The organism is Hydrogenophaga sp. FG152 (assembly GCF_057809615.1).
On record NZ_JBMDKH010000016.1, the window covers coordinates 125624 to 146485 of the forward strand.

The 20862-nt window shown below is 69.5% G+C and carries 21 protein-coding genes and 3 tRNA genes; 15 read left to right on the plus strand and 9 right to left on the minus strand.

Going from position 1 to position 20862, the window contains the following annotated elements; translation table 11 throughout:
• The first annotated feature begins 108 nt into the window (after positions 1-108).
• From ACODTB_RS19100 to ACODTB_RS19110, 3 genes are all read left to right on the plus strand, one after another.
• Entirely contained in the window at positions 109-681 is a 573-nt protein-coding gene (locus ACODTB_RS19100) for a TetR/AcrR family transcriptional regulator (RefSeq protein WP_291117453.1), read from the plus strand.
• Positions 682-776: 95 nt separating this feature from the next.
• A complete protein-coding gene (locus ACODTB_RS19105) occupies positions 777-1238 on the plus strand; it encodes a (2Fe-2S)-binding protein (protein WP_291117456.1) in 462 nt (153 codons plus the stop codon).
• 14 nt (positions 1239-1252) lie between these two features.
• Entirely contained in the window at positions 1253-3517 is a 2265-nt protein-coding gene (locus tag ACODTB_RS19110; RefSeq protein ID WP_291117459.1) for a xanthine dehydrogenase family protein molybdopterin-binding subunit, read from the plus strand.
• 128 nt (positions 3518-3645) lie between these two features.
• On the opposite strand, the gene ACODTB_RS19115 is transcribed toward ACODTB_RS19110, so the two are convergent.
• The 7 genes from ACODTB_RS19115 to apaG are packed head-to-tail and all read right to left on the minus strand — an operon-like array spanning position 3646 to position 9989.
• Positions 3646-4317 carry a glutathione S-transferase family protein gene (locus ACODTB_RS19115; protein WP_291117462.1) on the minus strand — a complete coding sequence of 224 codons (672 nt, stop codon included), beginning with the start codon at positions 4315-4317 and terminating at the stop codon, positions 3646-3648.
• Positions 4318-4350: 33 nt separating this feature from the next.
• Entirely contained in the window at positions 4351-5502 is a 1152-nt protein-coding gene (locus ACODTB_RS19120) for a DNA alkylation repair protein (protein ID WP_291117465.1), read from the minus strand.
• Between the two features lie 5 nt (positions 5503-5507).
• The gene (locus tag ACODTB_RS19125) at positions 5508-5996 is read right to left on the minus strand and encodes a CinA family protein (RefSeq protein ID WP_291117468.1); all 489 of its coding nucleotides are present in this window, start codon (positions 5994-5996) and stop codon (positions 5508-5510) included.
• A 2-nt stretch (positions 5997-5998) separates the two neighbouring features.
• Positions 5999-6517: a phosphatidylglycerophosphatase A family protein gene (locus ACODTB_RS19130; RefSeq protein WP_488929629.1), complete on the minus strand. Its 519-nt coding sequence runs from the start codon at positions 6515-6517 to the stop codon at positions 5999-6001.
• Between the two features lie 22 nt (positions 6518-6539).
• On the minus strand, positions 6540-7511 hold the full coding sequence (gene thiL, locus ACODTB_RS19135; RefSeq protein ID WP_488929630.1) for a thiamine-phosphate kinase: 972 nt from the start codon (positions 7509-7511) through the stop codon (positions 6540-6542).
• Positions 7504-9552 carry a site-specific recombinase gene (locus tag ACODTB_RS19140; RefSeq protein ID WP_488929631.1) on the minus strand — a complete coding sequence of 683 codons (2049 nt, stop codon included), beginning with the start codon at positions 9550-9552 and terminating at the stop codon, positions 7504-7506. The genes thiL and ACODTB_RS19140 overlap by 8 nt, the downstream gene beginning before the upstream one ends.
• Positions 9553-9593: 41 nt before the next feature.
• Positions 9594-9989, minus strand: a complete 396-nt coding sequence (gene apaG / locus ACODTB_RS19145) for a Co2+/Mg2+ efflux protein ApaG (protein ID WP_291117488.1) — start codon at positions 9987-9989, stop codon at positions 9594-9596.
• Positions 9990-10092: 103 nt separating this feature from the next.
• Here apaG and rpe point away from each other — a divergent pair, with 103 nt between their 5' ends.
• Together rpe and gph are read left to right on the plus strand one after the other, a co-directional pair.
• The gene (gene rpe / locus ACODTB_RS19150; protein WP_488929632.1) at positions 10093-10782 is read left to right on the plus strand and encodes a ribulose-phosphate 3-epimerase; all 690 of its coding nucleotides are present in this window, start codon (positions 10093-10095) and stop codon (positions 10780-10782) included.
• Between the two features lie 122 nt (positions 10783-10904).
• Entirely contained in the window at positions 10905-11540 is a 636-nt protein-coding gene (gene gph / locus ACODTB_RS19155) for a phosphoglycolate phosphatase (RefSeq protein ID WP_291121881.1), read from the plus strand.
• A gap of 6 nt (positions 11541-11546) precedes the next feature.
• Here the strand turns inward: gph and ACODTB_RS19160 are convergent, their stop codons facing one another.
• Positions 11547-12671 (minus strand): ABC transporter substrate-binding protein, encoded by a 1125-nt coding sequence (locus ACODTB_RS19160; RefSeq protein WP_291121880.1) that lies wholly within the window; start codon positions 12669-12671, stop codon positions 11547-11549.
• Positions 12672-12762: 91 nt separating this feature from the next.
• Positions 12763-13356: a chalcone isomerase family protein gene (locus tag ACODTB_RS19165; protein ID WP_382162686.1), complete on the minus strand. Its 594-nt coding sequence runs from the start codon at positions 13354-13356 to the stop codon at positions 12763-12765.
• A 418-nt stretch (positions 13357-13774) separates the two neighbouring features.
• Here ACODTB_RS19165 and trpE point away from each other — a divergent pair, with 418 nt between their 5' ends.
• From trpE to ACODTB_RS19215, 10 genes are all read left to right on the plus strand, one after another.
• On the plus strand, positions 13775-15289 hold the full coding sequence (gene trpE, locus ACODTB_RS19170) for an anthranilate synthase component I (RefSeq protein ID WP_488929633.1): 1515 nt from the start codon (positions 13775-13777) through the stop codon (positions 15287-15289).
• Complete coding sequence (locus ACODTB_RS19175; RefSeq protein WP_488929634.1) at positions 15286-15879, plus strand: aminodeoxychorismate/anthranilate synthase component II; 594 nt, start codon at positions 15286-15288, stop codon at positions 15877-15879. Before trpE ends, ACODTB_RS19175 begins: the two co-directional genes overlap by 4 nt.
• Positions 15880-15959: 80 nt before the next feature.
• Entirely contained in the window at positions 15960-17030 is a 1071-nt protein-coding gene (gene ltaE / locus ACODTB_RS19180) for a low-specificity L-threonine aldolase (RefSeq protein ID WP_488929635.1), read from the plus strand.
• Between the two features lie 13 nt (positions 17031-17043).
• Positions 17044-17682, plus strand: coding sequence for a LysE family translocator (locus ACODTB_RS19185; RefSeq protein WP_488929636.1), 639 nt, complete (start codon positions 17044-17046; stop codon positions 17680-17682).
• Positions 17683-17702: 20 nt separating this feature from the next.
• The gene (gene trpD / locus ACODTB_RS19190; protein ID WP_488929637.1) at positions 17703-18752 is read left to right on the plus strand and encodes an anthranilate phosphoribosyltransferase; all 1050 of its coding nucleotides are present in this window, start codon (positions 17703-17705) and stop codon (positions 18750-18752) included.
• A gap of 14 nt (positions 18753-18766) precedes the next feature.
• Positions 18767-19567 carry an indole-3-glycerol phosphate synthase TrpC gene (trpC, locus tag ACODTB_RS19195; RefSeq protein ID WP_488929638.1) on the plus strand — a complete coding sequence of 267 codons (801 nt, stop codon included), beginning with the start codon at positions 18767-18769 and terminating at the stop codon, positions 19565-19567.
• A gap of 7 nt (positions 19568-19574) precedes the next feature.
• Positions 19575-20306 carry a uracil-DNA glycosylase gene (locus ACODTB_RS19200; RefSeq protein WP_488929639.1) on the plus strand — a complete coding sequence of 244 codons (732 nt, stop codon included), beginning with the start codon at positions 19575-19577 and terminating at the stop codon, positions 20304-20306.
• A gap of 67 nt (positions 20307-20373) precedes the next feature.
• A tRNA-Tyr gene (locus tag ACODTB_RS19205) sits at positions 20374-20459 on the plus strand.
• 75 nt (positions 20460-20534) lie between these two features.
• Positions 20535-20608 (plus strand) — tRNA-Gly (locus tag ACODTB_RS19210).
• Between the two features lie 75 nt (positions 20609-20683).
• Positions 20684-20758: transfer RNA gene (locus ACODTB_RS19215), tRNA-Thr, on the plus strand.
• The last annotated feature ends 104 nt before the right edge of the window (positions 20759-20862 follow it).

The following is a 20862-nucleotide window of genomic DNA, read 5'->3' on the forward strand; positions in this document are numbered from 1 at the left end:
AGCGGCCCGGCAAGGCCGGTTCCGCGGCATTTCTGAAGCAAGCACCTTGTTCCCTGGGCCATTCTTTGATTGACGGATGAACATTCATTCGCTTAAGATCGCGCCCTCATGAAACCCAAGGACGACGACAAACAGCAGGCCATTGCCCGTGCCACCCTGGCGCTGGTCGAGCGCGTCGGCCTGAGCGGGCTGACCATGGCCGGCATCGCGCGCGAGGCCGGCCTGGCCACCGGCACGCTGTACGTCTACCACCGCTCCAAGGAAGAGCTGCTCAACGCGCTGTACGAGCAGGTCAAGGGCGCGCTGGCCGCGCTGATCGACGCGGAGGTCGATCCTTCCACCCCCTTTCGCACCCGGTTCCAGCAGAACTGGATGCGCCTGCTGCGCCACCGCCTGGCGCATGGGCCCGAAGCCGTGTTCATGGACCAGTACTACAACTCGCCCTGGTTCAGCGAGGCTTCGCGCCAGTTCTCGGCGCGCTTTGCCGCCGGCTGCCTGCGTTTTTTCGACGAAGCGCGGGCTCAGCAGATTGTCAAGGACGCGCCGACCATGCTGCTGGCCGCCCATTTTTTTGGCTCGGTGCGCGACACGGCAAGCCTGTTGCGCAGCGGCGACCTGCCCGACACGGAAGCGTCTCTGGCGCAAGCTTTCGGCCTGTGTTGGGATGGCCTGAAGGCTTGAAAAAAAGCTCTAACTGCGTCACCATTTTCAGCAGATAACGAATGAACATTCATTCACTTGTGTACCGCTTCCACCCACGACAGGAGAACCCACGCATGCCTACCACGCTCAACATCAACGGCAAGGACGTTCGCGTCGACGCCGACGAATCCACCCCCATTCTCTGGGCCCTGCGCGACACCCTGGGCATGACCGGCACCAAGTTCGGTTGCGGAGCGGCGCTCTGCGGCGCCTGCACCGTGCACTTGAACGGCGCGGCCATCCGCTCCTGCGTCACGCCCATCGCCTCGGCCGTGGGCCAGAAGATCACCACCATCGAAGCCGTGGCCACCGACCGCGTCGGCCAGGCCGTGCAGCAGGCCTGGGTGAAGGCCGACGTGGCGCAGTGCGGCTACTGCCAGAGCGGCCAGATCATGAGCGCCACCGCGCTGCTCAAGGCCAACCCGAAACCCAGCGATGCCGAGATCGACGGTGCCATGGCCGGCAACATCTGCCGTTGCGGCACCTATGCGCGCGTGCGCATCGCCATCAAGGACGCGGCCCGCACGCTGGCCTGAAAGGACGAAGCACCATGCACCTGAACACCCACACCGCCGACCAGATCCGCGCCCACCTGCCGCCCGCGCTGGCCCACCGCCTGGAGGACGCCGAGGCGCCAGAAGGCATTGCGCGCCGCAGCTTCCTGAAGATCGCCACGGCCTCCGGTTTCGCGCTCGGCGCCTACCCCCTCATGTCCAGCGCCCAGCAGGGTGCGGCCCCGGCCGCCACTGGGCTGAAGCCCGACCAGCAGCCCGCCGCCTTCGTGAAGATCGCGCGCGATGGCACGGTCACCGTCACCATCAACCGACTGGAGTTCGGCCAGGGCACGCACACCGGCCTGGCCATGGTGCTGGCCGAAGAGCTGGACGCCGACTGGAGCCGCGTGCAGGCCGTGCACGGCAACGCCGACCCGGCCTACAACGACCCGGCCTTCGGCATGCAGATCACCGGCGGCTCGACGGCGGTGAAGCACTCGTACACCCAGTACCGCGAGCTCGGCGCGCGCACGCGCGCCATGCTGCTGGCAGCCGCCGCGAAGCAGTGGAACGTGCCCGTGGCTTCGCTGGCCACCGAGCGCGGCGTGGTGACCGGCCCCGGTGGCAAGAAGCTCGCCTACGGCGCCCTGGCCGACGCCGCCATGCAGCAGCCGGTGCCGGTGGAGGTCACGCTCAAGGACCCGTCGCGCTTCAAACTCATCGGCCAGCCCACGACGCGGCTGGATGCGAAGGCGAAATCCAGCGGACGGCAGGGCTTTGGCATGGACGTGCGCCTGCCCGGCATGCTCACCGCCGTGCTCCAGCACCCGCCGGTGTTCGGCAGCAAGGTGGCCTCGGTCGATGACGCCGCCGCGCGTGCGGTGAAGGGCGTGAAGGCTGTGCTGCGCGTGCCGCTGCACGATGGCGGCGAAGGCGTGGCGGTGGTGGCCGAGGGCTACTGGGCCGCGAAGCAGGGTCGCGACGCGCTGAAGGTGCAGTGGAACGACGCCGGCCGCGAGAAGGTGGACAGCGCGCAGCAGCTCGTGAGCTACCGCGCCCTGGCCGCCAAGACCGGCAACATCAAACACGACGCCGACATGGCGCCGCTGGCCAACGCGCCGCACAAGATCAGCGCCGAGTTCGTGTTTCCCTACCTGGCGCACGCTCCCATGGAGCCGCTGAACTGCACGGTGCAACTCACCGGCAGCGGCGCCGCCGCCAAGGCCACGGTGTGGACCGGCACCCAGATGCCGGGGCTGGACACCGCCGCCGCCGCGCGCACGCTGGGCGTGAAGCCCGAGCAGGTGACGATGAACGTGCAGATGGCCGGCGGCGGCTTCGGCCGGCGCGGCCTGCTCACCAGCGACTTCGTGGTCGAGGCCTGCACCATCGCGAAAGCCGCGCAGGCCGCTGGCCTGAGCGCGCCGGTGCGCACGGTGTGGAGCCGCGAGGACGACGTGCGCGGCGGCTACTACCGCCCCATGCACCTGCACCGCGCCGAGATCGGCTTTGACGCGCAAGGCAAGGTGCTGGCCTGGGACCACGTGATCGTGGGCCAGTCCATCATGGCCGGCACCTTCTTCGAACCCATGATGGTCAAGGGCGGCGTGGACGAGACCATGGTCGAAGGCATGGGCAAACCCTACAGCGTGCCGATGCGCCTTTCGGCCCACCACCCCAAGCTCAATGTGCCGGTGCTGTGGTGGCGCAGCGTGGGCTCCACGCACACCGGCTATGTGATGGAGACGCTGATCGACGACATCGCGCGTGCCACGAAACAGGACCCGGTGGCCTACCGCATGAAGCTGATGGACGACAAGGCCGCGCGCCACCGCGCCGCGCTGCAGCTCGCGGTGGACAAGAGCGGCTACGGCAAGAAGGCCTTGCCCGCCGGCCGCGCCTGGGGCGTGGCGGTGCACGAGTCCTTCGACTCGGTGGTGGCCTACGTGGTCGAGGCCTCGGTGGTCGACGGCACGCCCAGGCTGCACCAGGTCACGGCCGGCGTGCACTGCAACCTCGCGGTGAATCCGAAGAGCGTGGAGGCGCAGATCCAGGGCGGGGCGCTGATGGGCCTGTCCATGTGCCTGCCGGGCGCGGCCATCACCCTGAAGGATGGCGTGGTGGAGCAGAGCAACTTCGGCGACTTCGCCGTGCCGCGCATCACCGATATGCCGGCCATCGCGGTGCACCTCGTGCCCAGCGCCGACGCGCCCACGGGCGTGGGTGAGCCCGGTCTGCCGCCGCTGGCGCCAGCGTTCGCCAACGCCATCGCGAGCCTGACCGGCAAGCCGCTGCGCGAACTGCCGTTCAAGCTGGCGTGAGGGGCGCACCCCCCTGCGCCGCGCGCGGCTTCCCCCCTCTGTGGCGCGCCTTCGGCGCTTCGAGGGGGGACGGCATCTCGGGCCGGCGGAGCCGGACCCTGGATGCCTCTGGTGGGGTTGACGCGAACCTAGAACGACGACAGATCGAACGGCCCGCCCTGTTCCAGCGCACGCTGGTAGGCGGGCCGCTCGTGGATGCGGCGCAGCCAGTCCGCGAGCTTGGGCCGGTTCTTCAGCAGGCCGCGCGCGGCGGCCGCTTCGATGCCGAAGCTCATCTGCACGTCGGCCGCGCTGAATGAGCGCCCGGCGAACCACGGTCCGTGTTCCGTCAGCTCCGCTTCGAGGTAGTCGAAGTGCCGCTTGAGGTTGGGCGTGACGAGCAGCTTCTTGACCTGGGACGAGATGCCCAGCGCCACCGGGCGCACGATGAAGGGGCTCTTGCGCTCGATCTGGTCGAACACCAGCTGCAGCAGCAGCGGTGTGGCCAGCGAGCCCTCGGCGTAGTGCATCCAGTAGCGGTAGCGCAGGAAGGAGGGCGTGCCTCGCTCGGGCGCGAACCGGCCTTCGCCATAGGTCTCGACCAGGTACTCCAGGATCGCGCCCGACTCGGCCAGCGTGGCCTTGCCGTCGGTCACCACGGGCGACTTGCCCAGCGGGTGCACCTTCTGCAGCGCCGCTGGCGCCAGCATGGTCTTGGGGTCGCGTTCGTAGCGCTCGATCTGGTACGGCACGCCCAGCTCTTCGAGCAGCCAGAGCACGCGCTGCGAGCGCGAGTTGTTCAGGTGGTGGACGGTCAGCATCGGTCGTTCCTTTCGTGCACGGGGGTCGTCGGGTCAGGCCTTCAGCTCGAACGCCGCTTCGGCGAGCGCCACGCCGTTGACCCGCAGGTCGATGACGTGCGTGCCGGGGTAGAGCGTGCGCGTGGTCACGGGTTTGAGGCTGTGGCGTTTTTCCAGCGTGCGTTCTTCACCGGGCGCGAGCGTGAGCTTCCAGCCCTTGAACACCTTGGGCGAGGCGCTGCCGTTGGCGCGCACGTGGTGCACGGCGTAATCCACCACCAGCGACTGAGGCTGGCGCGCGCTGGAGCGCAGTTGCACGCGCAGGCCGATCTCGCCGCCGACCGCCGCGCGCTTCGCCGACAGCGCGAGCGTGGCCTCTCCCTGCAGGCCACTGCCCAGGCCCCAGGCCGCCAGCGTCGGTGCGTGGCCGGCCTTGATCAGGCCGCGGCTGGCGTGGCGCAGCAGCGCGCTGCGCGCATCGGGCGCGTCGATCAGGTGGTCGCGCACCCAGCCTGCGACCAGGTCGGGGTGGTCCTTGGCGATGTCGTTGAGGTGGTTGGCCACACTGCGGCGCACGTAGCTGCTGGGGTCGTCCTGCAGCGCGCGCAGCAGGGGCAGGGTGGGGGCCGGGTCCGCCACCAGCGCCTGCAGCCGCAGGCCCCAGGGCAGGCGGGGGCGGCTGCCTTCGCTCACCAGCCGGCGCACATGCGCGCTCGGGTCGTCCACCCACTGGGCCAGGGTGTCGAAGGCCAGGGCGGGGTGCCGCTGGATCAGCGGCCGGATGGCGAACTCGGCGGTGAAACGCTGCGTGACCGCGTGCAGGCAGGCCAGGCCGCGCCGGGCCGCCGCCTCGTCGGCCACGCCCCGGCGCGCCACGAATTCGCCGACCGCCCACAGGGCCCAGCCGCCGATGCCGTGCTCGTCGCGCGCCTCGCCGAGCTTGAGCGGTTCGCCCTGGGCGTCCATGGCCAGGGGTGGCGCGAGGCTGGCCTCCAGCAGGTCGCAGGCGGCGTTGAAGTCGTCGGGCAGTGTGGCTTCCAGCGCGTCGGCCAGCTGCATGGCGCGGGCCTTGAACTCCAGCTGCTCCAGGCCGGTGGCGGCCTGGGTCTCGAAGCGCTTGCGGTCGAATGTCGGCCAGGCGCGGCGCAGGTGGTGGCCGGCGTTGACGACGGTGGCCGGGCCGATGAGGTTCTTGAACGGTTCCATGGGCTTCAGGTGCGGGGCAGTCGTTGCAGAAGGCCGGCCAGCGCATGGCGCACCGTGGCCTGGCGCACGGCGGCGCGGTCGCCATCGAAGCGCTGGTGCTCGGTGAACACGCCCTCGGGCGTGGCCCAGCCGAACCACACCGTGCCCACTGGTTTCTCGGCGCTGCCGCCGGTGGGGCCGGCCACGCCGGTCACGGCCACGGCGAGCTGGGCTGGCGAGTGCGCCAGCGCGCCCGAGGCCATGGCGCGCGCCACCGGTTCGCTCACGGCGCCGTGTCGTTCGATCAGCAGGGCCGGCACGCCGAGCAGGCCGTGTTTGGCGGCGTTGGAGTAGGTGACGAAACCGCGCTCGAACCAGTCGCTGGAGCCCGAGAGTTCGGTGCAGGCACCCGCGATCAGGCCACCGGTGCAGCTTTCGGCCGTGGCGATCATCAGGCCGCGCGCCTTGAGGGCGGTCGCGAGTTGCTCGACCAGGGCGGTGGTGGTGTCGGGCATGTTCAGAGCCTCCACAGGGCGATGACGAGAAGCGTGCAGAAAGCGGCGGCGAAATCGTCGAGCAGGATGCCGAAACCGCCGCGCGGGCCGAAACCCTTGAAGGTCCGGTCGGCCCAGGCCATGGGGCCGATCTTGACCATGTCGAACAGCCGGAAGATCAGGAAGGCCGCGAGCTGGGCCCAGAAGCCGCTGGGCGAGATCATCCAGAGCACCAGCCAGAAGGCGACCACCTCGTCCCACACGATGTGGCCGGAGTCGGCCACGCGCAGGTGCCGCGCGGTGACGGTGCAGGCCCACCAGCCCGCGAGCGTGGCCGCGGCGATCACGACCGCCCAGGTCAGCGGCGTGAGCAGCGGGTCCAGCAGCAGGAAGGCGACCCAGGCCCAAAGCGTGCCGGCCGTGCCCGGCGCCAGGCGGCTCAGGCCCGCGCCGGCCCCAAGGGCGAGGAAGTGGGCGGGGTGGGCGAACAGGAAACGCCAGGTCGGGCGGGTGAGCGGCGCGTCGTTGGCGGTGTCGGGCATGCGGGGATTATCGGGCGCGCACTCAGGCGAAATGGTCGAAGCCTTGTGCGTGGAATGGCACTACCTGGCCCGCCGCGCCGAGCAGGCGCAGGCCCGGGGCCGCCGTGATGCGCCCGATGCGCGTCACCGGCGTGGCGCTGTCGGCCGAGGCCTGGGCAATGGCCTCGCGCTCTTCGGGCGCGGCGGTGAACAGCAGCTCGTAGTCGTCGCCACCGGCCAGCAGGCATTCGAGCCGCTGCGCCTCGGGCAGGCCTTGCAGCGCAGGGGCCACGGGCAGGGCGGGCAGTTGGATTTCGGCGCCCACGCCGCTGGCCTGCAGGAGGTGGCCGAGGTCGCCGGCCAGGCCGTCGCTCAGGTCGATCGCGGCGTGCGCGCCCGCCACGGCCGACAGCGCCACACCCAGGGCGTTGCGCGGTGTCGGCCGCTCCAGGCGCGCGCGCGCTTCGGCGCCCACGGCCGTGCCGGCCCATCCGGTGCCGCGCAGCTGCTCCAGCGCCAGCCGGGCTTCGCCGGTGCGGCCACTCACATACAGGTCATCGCCCGCGCGCGCGGCATCGCGCCGCAGCGCCTGGCCGGGTTTCAACTCGCCGAAAACGGTGACGCACAGGTTGAGAGGGCCGCGCGTGGTGTCACCCCCCACCAGCGGGCAGGCGTGCGCATCGGCCAGCGCGAACAGCCCTTGCGCGAAGCGCGCGAGCCAGTCGCTGTCGGCGTGGGGCAGGGCCAGCGCGAGCGTGAAGCCCAGCGGGCGTGCGCCCATGGCGGCGAGGTCGCTCAGGTTCACGGCCAGCGCCTTGTGGCCCAGCGCTTCGGGGTCCACGTCGGCGAAAAAATGCCGGCCCTCGACCAGCATGTCGCTGGAGATCGCGAGCTGGTGGCCGGGGCTGGGTTGCAGCAGGGCGCAGTCGTCGCCGATGCCCAGCACCACCGCGCTGTCCCCGGCGGGGGCCGGTGCGCGCTGGAAATGGCGGCGGATCAGCTCGAACTCACCCATGCGCTTGGGGCGAACCGGCCGAGGGTGCCGGGGCAGGGGGGTCGTCGTCTTCGCCGCGGCGCGCGGCCCGGGGCGGAATCAGGAAGCTCAGCGGCGCGGCGCGGATGCGGCGCTTGATCGCGGCGCGGATCAGCTGGCGGTTGACCTCGCTGATGTTCTGCGCCTGCAGCGCGAGGCGGAACGCCAGGTAGAAGCTCACGCCCAGGTTGAGCGGCCCGACGGCGAGCACGCCGGCCACCGCCCACCAGAAGGCGGGCTCGGTGAACACGTCCCAGCCCAGCGCCATGGCCGCGGCCGTGACCTGGCCGGCCGAGAGGGTGACGTGGCGCACGTCCAGCGGCAGGCTGAAGAAGGCCGCGAACGCGGGCACCAGGCCCAGCATGAAGCCCAGCGAGATGTTGGCCGCCAGGCCCGAGATGTTGCGGCGCATGAAATCGGCCCAGCGCGCGGCGCGCTCGCGCCCGAGCACGGCGGTGAAGCGCGGGTTGTGCTGCATGGCCGAGTCCAGGTTGTGGAACACGTACCAGTTCTCGACCCAGCCGGCGATGATGCTGGAGGCGAACAGCAGCACCCCGGTGAAGGCCGCGAAGAACACGGTGGGGCCGAGCAGGTGGATGTCGTTGAGCACGTGGTGCGCCTTGTCCTCGTTCACCATGGCCTGGCCGGTGAGCAGCTGCAGGCCCAGGCTGATGAGCACCACCACCGGGATCACCAGGCCCACGTTGCCCACGATGGCGGCGATCTGCGAGCGGAACAGGTTGGCCACCTCGTCGACGAAGCGGCGCACCGCGCCGGGAGCCTTGATGTCGCGCAGCTTGGCGACCATGGCCGGCGCGGTCACGGCGGGCTGCTTGGTGGCCACGGTGAGGTGCAGCAGCATGATCAGCACGAACGAGGCGGCGTAGTTCAGGCCGGCGGCAAAGCCGCCCCAGAACGCGGTGAGGCCCAGCCCGTACAGCAGGAACTTGATCCAGGTCGTCAGGCCGATGATGGCGCCGCCGCCGGCCGCCTTGCGCAGCATCTCGCGGTACTCGGCGGCGTTGCGGGTGATGTAGTGCTCGCCGCTCTCGGCGCTGCGCTCGGCCACCTTGGCCGCGGTGAGGTGCGAGCTGCTGGCGATGAGCGAGCGCACGCTGCGGTTGTCCAGCCCGACCTGGGCCAGGTCGGCCAGCAGCGCGGCGGTGGCGCGCTCGGGCTGCTCGGACTGCAGGCAGTCCAGCAGTTCCTTGACGCGCACGATGCGTTCGCGCAGCTGGCGCAGGCGGAACACGATGCCGACCGACACGCCGTGCTCTTCCAGGTGCGAGTACACGGTGTAGGCCGCGTGGCGGCAGGCGTCGAGCTGCTGGCGCAGCACATCGGCGGCGGCCAGGGCTTCGGGGCTGCGTGCGCCGTGGCGGTTCACGGCGCGGCGCAGCGCCTCGAAATCGGCCGGCAGTTCGTGGAAGGGCCGCTGGGCCTGCGCCTCGGGCGACATGCGGATGCGGATTTCCGAGGCGAAGCCGGTGGCGCTGATCTGGCTCACGCAGTAGATCAGCGCGTCCATCAGCGCGGTCTGCCAGAAGCCGGTGGGCGAGTCGGCGGCCGGGGCCTCGTCGGCCGGCGCCGCGATCAGCAGGCTGCGCAGGCGCTTGAGGGTGTCGCTGTCGAGCGCCTTGAGCCAGCGCACGTCGAAGCGCGCGGACAGCAGCAGGTCGAACAGCTCGGCCATGTCGGTGGTCTCGGGCGTGCCCGGCAGCACCTTCTTGCGCAGGCGGTTGCCGAACTCGCTGAGAAAGGCGGTGCGCGGCGCGAAGCCGTGGTCGGCCAGCAGGGGCGTGAGGTCCACGGTGGCGATGAAGCGGCCCCACCAGCGGCGCCAGCGCGCCTGCACGGCGGGATCGCCCTGCACGGTATCGAGGAACAGGCGCACGCGGCCGACGCTGGCCTGCACATCGGCCTCTTCGCCGCGCACCCAGCGCAGCGCGCCGATCAGCCACAGGTGGCGCAGCGCCAGCGGGGCGTCCGGGTCCAGGGTGTCGAGCGGGGTGGAAGTGGGCATGCGGTCGTCGGGGTGGGGGCCGCGTGTCGGGGCGCCGGGTTTCAGTGCAGCACCCGTGCCGGGGCGTCGCCCGAACCCGGGGCGCGCAGCGCGAACTCGGCCACCTCGGCCTCGAAACGCTCGCCGTCTTCGGCCACGCAGAAAAAGCTGCCGCGCATGGTGCCCGTGGGCGTGGCCAGGCGCGTGCCGCTGGTGTACTGGAAGGATTCGCCGGGCCGCAGCAGGGGCTGGTGCCCGACCACGCCCAGGCCCTTGACCTGCTCGGTCTGCCCGCGCGCGTCGTCGATGATCCAGTGGCGCGCGATCAGCTGTGCCGGCACCTCGCCCGCGTTGGTGATGGTGATGGTGTACGCGAAGGCGTACACGTCTTCGTCGGGCGACGACTGTTCGCTCAGGAACTGGGGTTCGACCTCGCAGGTGAACAGGTATTTCGGCATGGGCGGCATGTTACCGCGCGCCTGCATCAACGCGGTGGCCCTGCGAGAATGGGGTCTTTGGTCCGATCCCGCGCCCACCCATTCCCCACCAGCCAGGTTGCCCATGTCCCAGCTTCCCATCCAGCACCGCATCGCCCCCTCCATCCTGTCCGCCGATTTCGCCCGCCTGGGCGACGAGGTGAAGAACGTCATCGCCGCCGGCGCCGACTGGATCCACTTCGACGTGATGGACAACCACTACGTGCCCAACCTGACCTTCGGGCCCATGATCTGCCAGGCGCTCAAGCCGCACGCGAAGAAGCCCGACGGCACGCCGGTGCCGATCGACGTGCACCTGATGATCCAGCCGGTGGACGCGTTGGCCGGGGCCTTCATCGATGCCGGCGCCGACCTGGTGAGCTTCCACCCCGATGCAAGCACCCACGTGCACCGAAGCGTGCAGGCCATCAAGGCCAAGGGCGCCAAGGCCGGGCTGACCTTCAACCCCGGCGCGCCGCTGGACGTGCTGGACTGGCTGATCGACGACATCGACCTGATCCTGATCATGAGCGTGAACCCGGGCTTCGGCGGCCAGAGCTTCATCGATTCCGCACTGCGCAAGATCGAGGACGCGCGCCGGCGCATCGAGGCCAGCGGCAAGGACATCCGGCTGGAGGTGGACGGCGGCATCAAGGCCGACAACATCCGCCGCGTGGCCGACGCAGGGGCCGATACCTTCGTGGCCGGCAGCGCGATCTTCGGCAAGCCGGACTACAAGGCCGTGATCGACCAGATGCGCGCGGCGCTCCAATGAGAAGCAGCGCAGACGCCCGGCTGGGCGCAGGGCCGCTCCCAAGCCCGGCCAGCCCCCTCGGGGGGCAGCGACCCGCACAGCGGTGGAGCGTGGGGGCCTTGATCGTCGACCTTGACGGCACCATGGTCGACACCCTGGGCGACTTCGACGTCGCCCTGAATGAAACCCTCAAGGACCTCGGCCGCCCGGTCGTCGCCCGCGCCGACATCGAGCGCATGGTGGGCAAGGGTTCGGCGCACCTGATCCGCTCGGCGCTGCTGCACGGCGGGCTCGGTGCCGACGAGGCCGCTCGCGTGCAGCCCGAGGCCTGGACGCGCTACCAGGCGCACTACCTGGCCATCAACGGCCAGCACAGCGCGGTCTACCCCGGTGTCGTCGAGGGCCTCGCGGCGCTGCGCGAGCGGGGCCTGCCGCTGGCCTGCCTGACCAACAAGCCGCTGAACTTCGCGCGCCCGCTGCTGCAAGCCAAGGGCCTGGCGGACTTCTTTGCCCACGTGTTCGGCGGCGACAGCTTCGAGCGCACCAAGCCCGACCCGCTGCCGCTGCTCAAGACCTGTGAAGCCCTGGGCATGGAGCCAGCGCAGACGCTGATGGTGGGCGATTCGCAGAACGATGCGCTGGCCGCGCGAGCGGCCGGCTGCCCGGTCGTGCTGGTGACCTACGGCTACAACCACGGCGAACCGGTGCGCGGGGTCGATGCCGATGCCTTCGTGGACCGCCTCGACGGCTTGCCCGGCTTGCTGCAGGCCGGGGCCTGAGGTCGATCAGTAAAGCAGCTTGCCGTCGCCGGACACCACACCGATGTCCACCCAGTTGCTGCCCAGGTTGCTCTTGGCGAAGTTGACGCGGAAACCGCCGAGGTCGACCTCGCCCATGGCGCGCAGCGACTGCGCGATGCCCGAGGGATTGAGGCTGCGGCTGCGCTTGGCGGCTTCGGCGAACACCCGGGCGGTGATGTAGCCCTCCATGTGGAAGGTGGTGTAGTCCGTCAGCGTGGGGTGCACCTTGCGCATCGCGGCGCGGAAATCGCGCTGCAGCGGGAGCGCCGCGCCCATGGGGTTGGGGAAGGTCTGGGACAGGCCCACGCCGCGCGCGCCGTTGCCCGCGAATTTCATCAGCGCCGGTGCGGGCAGGTAGGACAGGCTGAAGATCTGCTGCGAGACGCCCGCTGCCCGCAGCGCGGCAATGGCCTCGCCCGAGAACTTGGGCGCGCCCACCACCAGGGCCGACTGCGGGTTGGCGGCGGCCAGGGTCTTGGCCGCCTGCGCGAGCGCCGCGGCGTCGGTGGCGGATTGCGCCTCCACGATCTCGATGCCGCCGAGCTCGGCGGCTGCGCTGCGCGCCGAGGCCAGGCCCGAGGAGCCGATCGGGATGTTCTGGTGCAGCACGCCCATGGAGCGGATGCTCAGCGTGCGCGCGTGCGTCACGATCTTGTGGATCTGCTGCTCGTCGCCCGCGCGGATGTGGAACAGCTTGGGGTGCCCCGGCGAGCGCAGCACGCTGGCGCCCGGCACCGCGTTGAGGATCACGATGTCGGTGGTGTCGAGCAGTTTGCTGTCGAGCAGGCCTTTGAGCGTGGCGGAGCCCAGTGGCGTCAGCAGCGCCACCGGCTTTTGCGCCATCACCGTGCCCAGCTGCTGGCGGAAACCGTCGAAGGTGTAGGTGTCGTCCAGCTTGACGAGCGAGATGCGCCGGCCCTGGACGCCGCCGCGGCCGTTGATCTCGTCCAGCGCGGCGGTGATGCCTTCGTTGAGCTCCTTGGGGTCCGGCGCGGGCAGCACGGTGAAAGGCCCGATCTGTGCCACCACGATGTCGCCGCTGTCCTGGGGCAGGCCGGTGACGGGCAAAAGGGCGGCGGCCAGGGCGGCCATCAGGTTGCGACGGATCATGGTGAATGGGGCGTAGAGGGGATGACCCGCATTCTGGCGGGCCGGACCGCCCGTTCGGCGGCGCATGGGGGCCGCGCGTCGCGCGGACGGGTCAGCGTGCAGGCTTGCCCAGCAGGGCGTCCTTGAGCAGGTGGTCGGCCGGTTTGGGGCCCAGCCAGATGCGCAGCAGGGCATCGTAGAACTCGGGCTCCTTGAACGGCTCTCCCTCCACCTTGCCCTTGATGGTGAGCACGGCGCCGGTGCCGGGCACCCAGTCCACCAGGAAGTTGTCGCCGGCCTGCAGCTTCTTGTGGTCGCTGAACACCTGGCTCATGCGCAGCACGCCCGGGATGAGCTTGGAGAAGGCGCTGCGGTCCATGTTGTCTTCCATGCCGCGCGAGAACAGCTTGCCCAGCTCGGCCGAGTCGATGTCGCGCAGCATGGTGATGCTGATGCGCTTGGGGCCCTTGGTCGCGAGCACGGCCTCGGGGGTGCTCGCCTTCTCCCCGAGGTACAGGCCGGCGGTGTAGACCTTGAACACCGCCTTGTAGCGGATGCCGGCGCCGTTGAGCACCAGCGGGCTGCCGGCCACGGTGGCGCGGTCTTCGAGCTTCACGCCGGCGAGGTCGACGGTGGCGGCCTGCGCCGCACCCATGCCGAGCAGGGCAAAGACCAGGGCGAGGGTGGGCATCAACGGTGTTTTCATGGGGTGTGTCCGGATGAGGGGCGGTCGATGGCGCGCAAAAAAACGAACACCCGTTCGTTTCGTCGGAATTGTCCTTGTCGAGCCTGCGCCGGGCATCAGGGTTTGGCCGTAGAACCAAAGCTTGGGCGCGTGATGTGGGACACGGTCATGGCGCTTTGCTACACTGCGCCTTCCATGTTCAACCCACGCACATCCTTTTCAGGTGGTCTGCCGAGCCGCAATGGCCGGGGAGCCTGGCCCTGGCGCAAGCCAGCGTAAACGTGCACCTTCCCCCGGGGTTTGCACAGTCCGCGCGCGTTCCACGCCGCCACTGTCACCCCACCCCGAACCCGGCGGATGTTTCGCCGGATGGCATGGACCCCAGCCCCACCCGATGCGTCGACGATGACCCGGCGTGTGGCCGATGGAAAGAACGAACATGATCACGGAACTCGAATTCAAGAGCCTGGCCCAGCAGGGCTACAACCGCATCCCGCTGATGGCCGAGGCCTTCGCCGACCTCGAAACCCCGCTCTCGCTCTACCTCAAGCTCGCGCACGGGCGCGGTGATGGCAAGCACAGCTTCCTGCTCGAATCGGTGGTGGGCGGCGAGCGCTTCGGGCGCTACAGTTTCATCGGCCTGCCCGCGCGCACCCTGCTGCGCGCCAGCGGCTTCGGCGCCCAGGCCAAGACCGAGGTGGTGCGCGACGGCGCTGTCATCGAGACCGCGCACGGCAACCCGCTGGACTTCATCGCCGCCTACCAGAAGCGCTTCAAGGTCGCTCTGCGCCCCGGCCTGCCGCGCTTCTGCGGCGGCCTGGCCGGCTACTTCGGCTACGACGCGGTGCGCCACATCGAGAAGAAGCTGGAGAAGAGCTGCCCGCCCGACACGCTGGGCTGCCCCGACATCCTGCTGCTGCAGTGCGAAGAGCTGGCGGTGATCGACAACCTCTCGGGCAAGCTCTACCTCATCGTCTACGCCGATCCGGCCCAGCCCGAGGCGTATGCCAACGCCAAGAAGCGGCTGCGCGAACTGCGCGAGGCGCTGAAGTACTCGGTGAGCGCGCCGGTGGTCAAGCCCAGTCAGAGCTACCCGGCCGAGCGCGACTTCGCCAAGGCCGACTACCTCGCGGCGGTGGAGCGCGCCAAGGAACTCATCGCCGCCGGTGATTTCATGCAGGTGCAGGTGGGCCAGCGCATCAAGAAGCGCTACACCGAGTCGCCACTGAGCCTGTACCGCGCGCTGCGCTCGCTCAACCCGTCGCCCTATATGTATTACTACCACTTCGGGGATTTCCACGTGGTGGGGGCTTCGCCGGAAATCCTGGTGCGCCAGGAGCACACGCCCGAGGGCCAGAAGATCACCATCCGCCCGCTGGCCGGCACGCGCCCGCGCGGCGCCACGCCGGAGCTGGACAAGGCCACCGAGACCGAACTGGTCAACGACCCCAAGGAACGCGCCGAGCATGTGATGCTGATCGACCTGGCGCGCAACGACATCGGCCGCATTGCCAGGACCGGCACCGTGAAGGTGACCGAGGCCTTCGCGGTCGAGCGTTACAGCCACGTGATGCACATCGTGAGCAACGTCGAGGGCATCCTGGTGGAGGGGCCGGACGGCCAGCCTGTGGGCAGCATGGACGTGCTCAAGGCCACCTTTCCGGCCGGCACGCTCACCGGCGCGCCCAAGGTGCACGCCATGGAGCTGATCGACCAGCTCGAGCCGACCAAGCGCGGCATCTACGGCGGCGCCTGCGGCTACCTGAGCTACGCCGGCGACATGGACGTGGCCATCGCGATCCGCACCGGCATCATCAAGGACCAGACGCTCTACGTGCAGGCCGCGGCCGGCGTGGTGGCCGATTCGGTGCCCGAGATGGAATGGAGGGAAACCGAACACAAGGCGCGCGCACTGCTGCGCGCCGCCGAACTGGTCGAGGAGGGCCTGGAATGAAGCCGATCCGCTTGCTCATGGTCGACAACTACGACTCGTTCACCTACAACATCGTGCAGTACTTCGGCGAACTCGGTGCCGAGGTCAGCGTGTTCCGCAACGACGAGATCACGCTGGAGGAGATCGATGCGCGCCTGGCCGCCGGGCAACTGGATCGCCTGGTGATCTCGCCCGGGCCGTGTTCGCCCGCCGAGGCGGGCATTTCGGTTGCGGCGATCCAGCACTTCGCGGGCAAGCTGCCCATCCTTGGTGTGTGCCTGGGGCACCAGAGCATCGGCGCGGCCTTCGGCGGCAAGATCGTTCGCGCGCAGGAACTGATGCACGGCAAGACCTCGCCGATCACCACCACGCGCCAGGGCGTGTTCGCGAACCTGCCCGAGCAGTTCACCGTGAACCGCTACCACTCGCTGGCCATCGAGCGCGCGAGCTGCCCCGATTGCCTCGAGGTCACGGCCTGGACGCCGGATGGCGAGATCATGGGCGTGAAACACAAGACGCTGGCCATCGAAGGCGTGCAGTTCCACCCCGAGAGCATCCTCACCGAGCATGGGCATGCCATGCTCAAGAACTTCCTGGAGCAATCCCTATGAGCCCCCACACTCCACCGCTGCGCGGGTCGTTGCCCCCCGAGGGGGCTGATCCGGCTTGGGGCGGCCCGGCGCCGGATCGCATGAACACCACCGTCGACTTGCGCAGCGACACCGTCACCCAGCCCACCGCCGCCATGCGCGAGGCCATGATGGCCGCGCCCCTGGGCGACGACGTGTTTGGCGACGATCCCTCGGTGCAGGCGTTGCAGCAGCGCATCGCCGCCATCACCGGCAAGCAGGCCGCGCTCTTCATGCCCAGCGGCACGCAGAGCAACCTGTGCGCGATGCTGGCTCACTGCGAGCGCGGCGACGAGTACCTGGTGGGCCAGAACGCCCACACCTACCGCTACGAAGGTGGTGGCGCGGCGGTGCTGGGCAGCATCCAGCCGCAGCCTCTGGCGCAGAACGCCAGCGGGCAGATGCAGCTGGCCGACATCGCTGGCGCTATCAAGCCCGACGACCCGCACTTCGCCCGCACGCGCCTGCTGTGCCTGGAGAACACCTGGAACGGCCATCCCATGCCGGCCGACTACCTCGACGGTGCCACAGCGTTGGCGCGCGAGCACGGGCTGGCGGTGCACCTGGACGGCGCGCGCGTGTTCAACGCGGCGGTGGCGGCCGGTGGCGACCCTTATCAGGCGGTGCGCGGCATCGTCGACCGCTTCGACAGCGTGTCGGTCTGCTTCAGCAAGGGCCTGGGCGCGCCCGTGGGTTCGGCCCTGTGCGGCTCGGAAGACCTGATCCGCCGCGCGCTGCGCTGGCGCAAGATGCTCGGCGGCGGGCTGCGCCAGTCGGGCTTGCTCGCGGCGGCCGCGCACCACGCGCTGGATCACCACGTGCGCCGCCTGGCCGATGATCACGCGCTCGCGTTGCGCCTGGCCAAGGGCCTGGCCGGCATCGAAGGCTTGAGCGTGCGCTCCGCGCAGACCAACATCGTGTTCGTCGACGTGGCCGGCGGACGTGGCCCCGACCTGCTGGCCCACCTCGCGAAGGATGGTGTGCTCGCCACCGGCCTGATCGGGCTGCGTTTCGTGACACACCTCGATGTGGACACGGCCGGCATCGACCGCGCGATCGCCAGCACCCGGGCCTTCTTCGCGCAGGGCGGCACCGCGCCCGCCGCGCGGGCCGTCGGCACCGCCGTCTACTGAGCCGAAGTGCCCCATGCCCGATTGGCCGCAACTCCTGCTCTTCATCGTGGCCGGCTGGCTGCTCAACCTCACGCCCGGCCCGGACGTGCTCTACATCGTGAGCAACTCGCTGCGCGGCGGCGCGCGCGCCGGCATGGTGGCCGCGCTCGGCATCTTCGCGGGCTGCTTCGTGCACGTGGCAATCGCCACCGTGGGCCTGGGCGCCCTGCTGGCGGCCTCGGCCATGGCGTTCACGGTCGTCAAGTTCGTCGGCTCGGCCTACCTGCTGTGGATGGGCGTGCGCCTGCTGCGCGCGTCCACCCCGGGCTGGGCGCCCGACGCCGCCCCCGCCGAGCCGGATCTGGGCCGCGTGTTCCGCCGTGGCTTCCTCACCAACGTGCTCAACCCCAAGGTGGCGCTGTTCTTCCTGGCCTTCCTGCCGCAGTTCATCGCGCCCGGCGCCAGCCACAAGACCCTGGCCTTCCTGGCCCTGGGCGTGCTGTTCAGCTTCAATGCCCTGCCCGTGACCCTGGGCTACGCCTGGCTCGCGGCCTGGGCCGCGAACCGCGTGCAATTGGTGCGCCGCACCATGCGCTGGCTCGACCGCGCCGCCGGTGTGCTCTTCATCGGCTTCGGCCTGAAACTGGCCTTGACCGACCATCCCGCCCCGTAAAGAGACCCTTGGAGACCTTCATGTCACCCACCTCCGCACACAAGATCACCCCGCAGGAAGCGCTGCAGCGCACCATCGAGCACCGCGAGATCTTCCACGACGAGATGCTGCACCTCATGCGCCTGATCATGAGCGGCGAGATGTCGCCGGTCATGATGGCCGCCTTCATCACCGGCCTGCGCGTGAAGAAGGAAACCATCGGCGAGATCACCGCCGCCGCGCAGGTGATGCGCGAGTTCTCCACCAAGGTGCACGTGGCCGACAAGACCCACCTGGTCGACATCGTGGGCACCGGCGGCGACGGCTCGCACACCTTCAACATCTCCACCTGTTCCATGTTCGTGGCCGCCGCGGCCGGCGCGCGGGTGAGCAAACACGGTGGGCGCAGCGTCTCGAGCAAGAGCGGCAGCGCCGACGTGCTGGAGAGCCTGGGCGTCAACATCAACCTGCCGCCCGAGGCCATCGCTCGCTGCATCGAACAGGTCGGCGTGGGCTTCATGTTCGCGCCCAACCACCACCCCGCGATGAAGAACGTGGCCCCGGTGCGGCGCGAGCTCGGCATCAAGACCATCTTCAACATCCTGGGGCCGCTGACCAACCCGGCCTCGGCGCCCAACATCCTCATGGGCGTGTTCCACCCTGATCTGGTGGGCATCCAGGTGCGCGCGCTGCAGCGCCTGGGCGCCGAACACGCCGTGGTGGTGTATGGGCGCGACGGCATGGACGAGGTCTCGCTCGGCGCCGCCACGCTGGTCGGCGAACTCAAGAATGGCGAGATCACCGAATACGAAATCCACCCTGAGGACTTCGGCATGACCATGGCCAGCAGCCGCGCGCTGCGGGTGGAAACGCCCGAAGCCTCGCGCCAGATGCTGATGGGGGTGCTCGAAGGCCGCGACGACCCGGCCTTCAAGGCCGCCAGCGAGATCGTGGCGCTCAACGCCGGTGTGGCACTGTACGCGGCCAACGTGGTCGCCGACATGGGCGAGGGCATCGCGCTGGCGCGGCGCACGCTGGCCTCCGGCGCGGCGCTGGCCAAACTCGAACAACTCAAGGCCTTCGTGGCCTGATCTGGAACACCGTCATGAGTGACATCCTGCAGAAGATCGTGTCCGTCAAGCACGAGGAAATCGCCGCCGCCCGGCGCAAGAAGCCGCTGGATGCGGTGCGTTTCGACGCCGAGAGCCGTGTGCTCACGCGCGATTTCGAGGGCGCGCTGCGCGCCAAGATCGCCGCCGGCCAGGCGGCGGTGATCGCCGAGGTCAAGAAGGCCAGCCCGAGCAAGGGCGTGTTGCGCGAAGACTTCATTCCTGCCGACATCGCGCAAAGCTACGCCGAAGGCGATGGCCAGGTGAGCGCGGCCTGCCTGTCGGTGCTGACCGACCGCCAGTTCTTCCAGGGCAGCCCCGATTTCCTCAAGCAGGCCCGCGCCAGCTGCGACCTGCCCGTGCTGCGCAAGGACTTCATGGTCGACCCCTACCAGGTCTATGAGGCCCGCGCCATGGGTGCCGACGCCATCCTGCTGATCGCCGCCTGCCTGGACGACGCCCACATGGCCGAGCTCGAGGCCGTGGCGCTGGGCCTGAACATGGCCGTGCTGGTCGAGGTGCACGACCGCGCCGAACTGGAGCGCGCGCTGCGGCTCAAGACCCGCCTGATCGGTATCAACAACCGCAACCTGCGCACCTTCGAGGTGACGCTGCGGACCACGCTGGACATGCTGCCCGACGTGCCGGCCGACCGCCTGCTGATCACCGAATCGGGCATCCTGGGCCGCGCCGACGTGCAGACCATGCGCTCGGCGGGCGTCAACGCCTTCCTGGTGGGCGAGGCCTTCATGCGCGCGCCCGAGCCCGGGCTGGCGCTGGCCGAGCTGTTCGCCTGAGGTGGCGATGCAAGCCGGTTTCGACTGGGACGGGCCCGCGGTGGCCCCCCATCTGCTGTCGGCCCAGCCGGCCGACTGGCCGGTGCAGCCGGGTTGGGCCGGTCTGGTGGACCATTTCTGGGCCTCGTCCCCGGGGCGCGGGTTGCAGGACTTCCTGGCCGAGCGGCTGGCGCAGGGGGCGGTGGTCTACCCGCCCAGGCCGCTGCGGGCCCTTGAACTCAGTGCCCCCGAGGCGGTTCGCGTGGTCATCCTGGGCCAGGACCCTTACCACGGCCCCGGACAGGCTGAAGGGTTGGCCTTTTCCGTGGCGCCCGGCGTCAAGATCCCGCCCAGCCTGCGCAACATGTTCCAGGAGTTGCAGCGCGATCTGGGCACGCCTGTGCCAGCCGATGGCTCGCTGGTGCGCTGGGCCCAGCAGGGCGTCCTGCTGCTCAACACCGGCCTGACGGTGGAGGACGGCCAGCCCGCCAGCCATGCCGGCCGGGGCTGGGAGGCCTTGACCGACGCCGTCATCCAGCACTGCGGCCACACCGGCGACCCCAAGGTGTTCCTGCTCTGGGGCGCCCATGCCCAGAAAAAGACGCCTTTGATCGACGCCCGGCGCCATCTCGTGCTCAGCGCCAACCACCCGTCGCCACTGTCGGCCCGGCGCGGCCCTGTGCCGTTCGTCGGCTGCGGCCATTTCGGGCAGGCCAACGCCTGGCTGGCCGGGCGGGGCCGGGCGCCGATTGCCTGGTGACGGAATGGGCAGCAGGGGGCGGGCGCCAAGTGCCACAAATCCATGGCATAATCGCGGGCTGCGCTATGGAGGGGTGGCCGAGTGGTTAAAGGCAGCAGACTGTAAATCTGCCCGCTTACGCGTACGCTGGTTCGAATCCAGCCTCCTCCACCAGCGATCGATGTGACGTGTTTGTAAATGGGATGTTTCGCCCAGAGGGTCGGTGCCGTGTGGTGCCGGCTGGGTCAGGCGGGAGTAGTTCAATGGTAGAACCCCAGCCTTCCAAGCTGATGACGCGGGTTCGATTCCCGTCTCCCGCTCCATGTCCTGTCGGTGGTTGGATGTGTTTTTGACAGGCGTTTGAGTTTTCAGGGGTATCCGGTCCGCCGGGTGCCTTTGCCCATGTGGCTCAGTGGTAGAGCACTCCCTTGGTAAGGGAGAGGTCGCGGGTCCGATTCCCGCCATGGGCACCAGTGATATTCCTGCATTGTTCTGGTGTTTCGGCAATTTTGATTTTGGAGCTGAAAAATGGCAAAAGAGAAATTTGAGCGGACCAAGCCGCACGTGAACGTGGGCA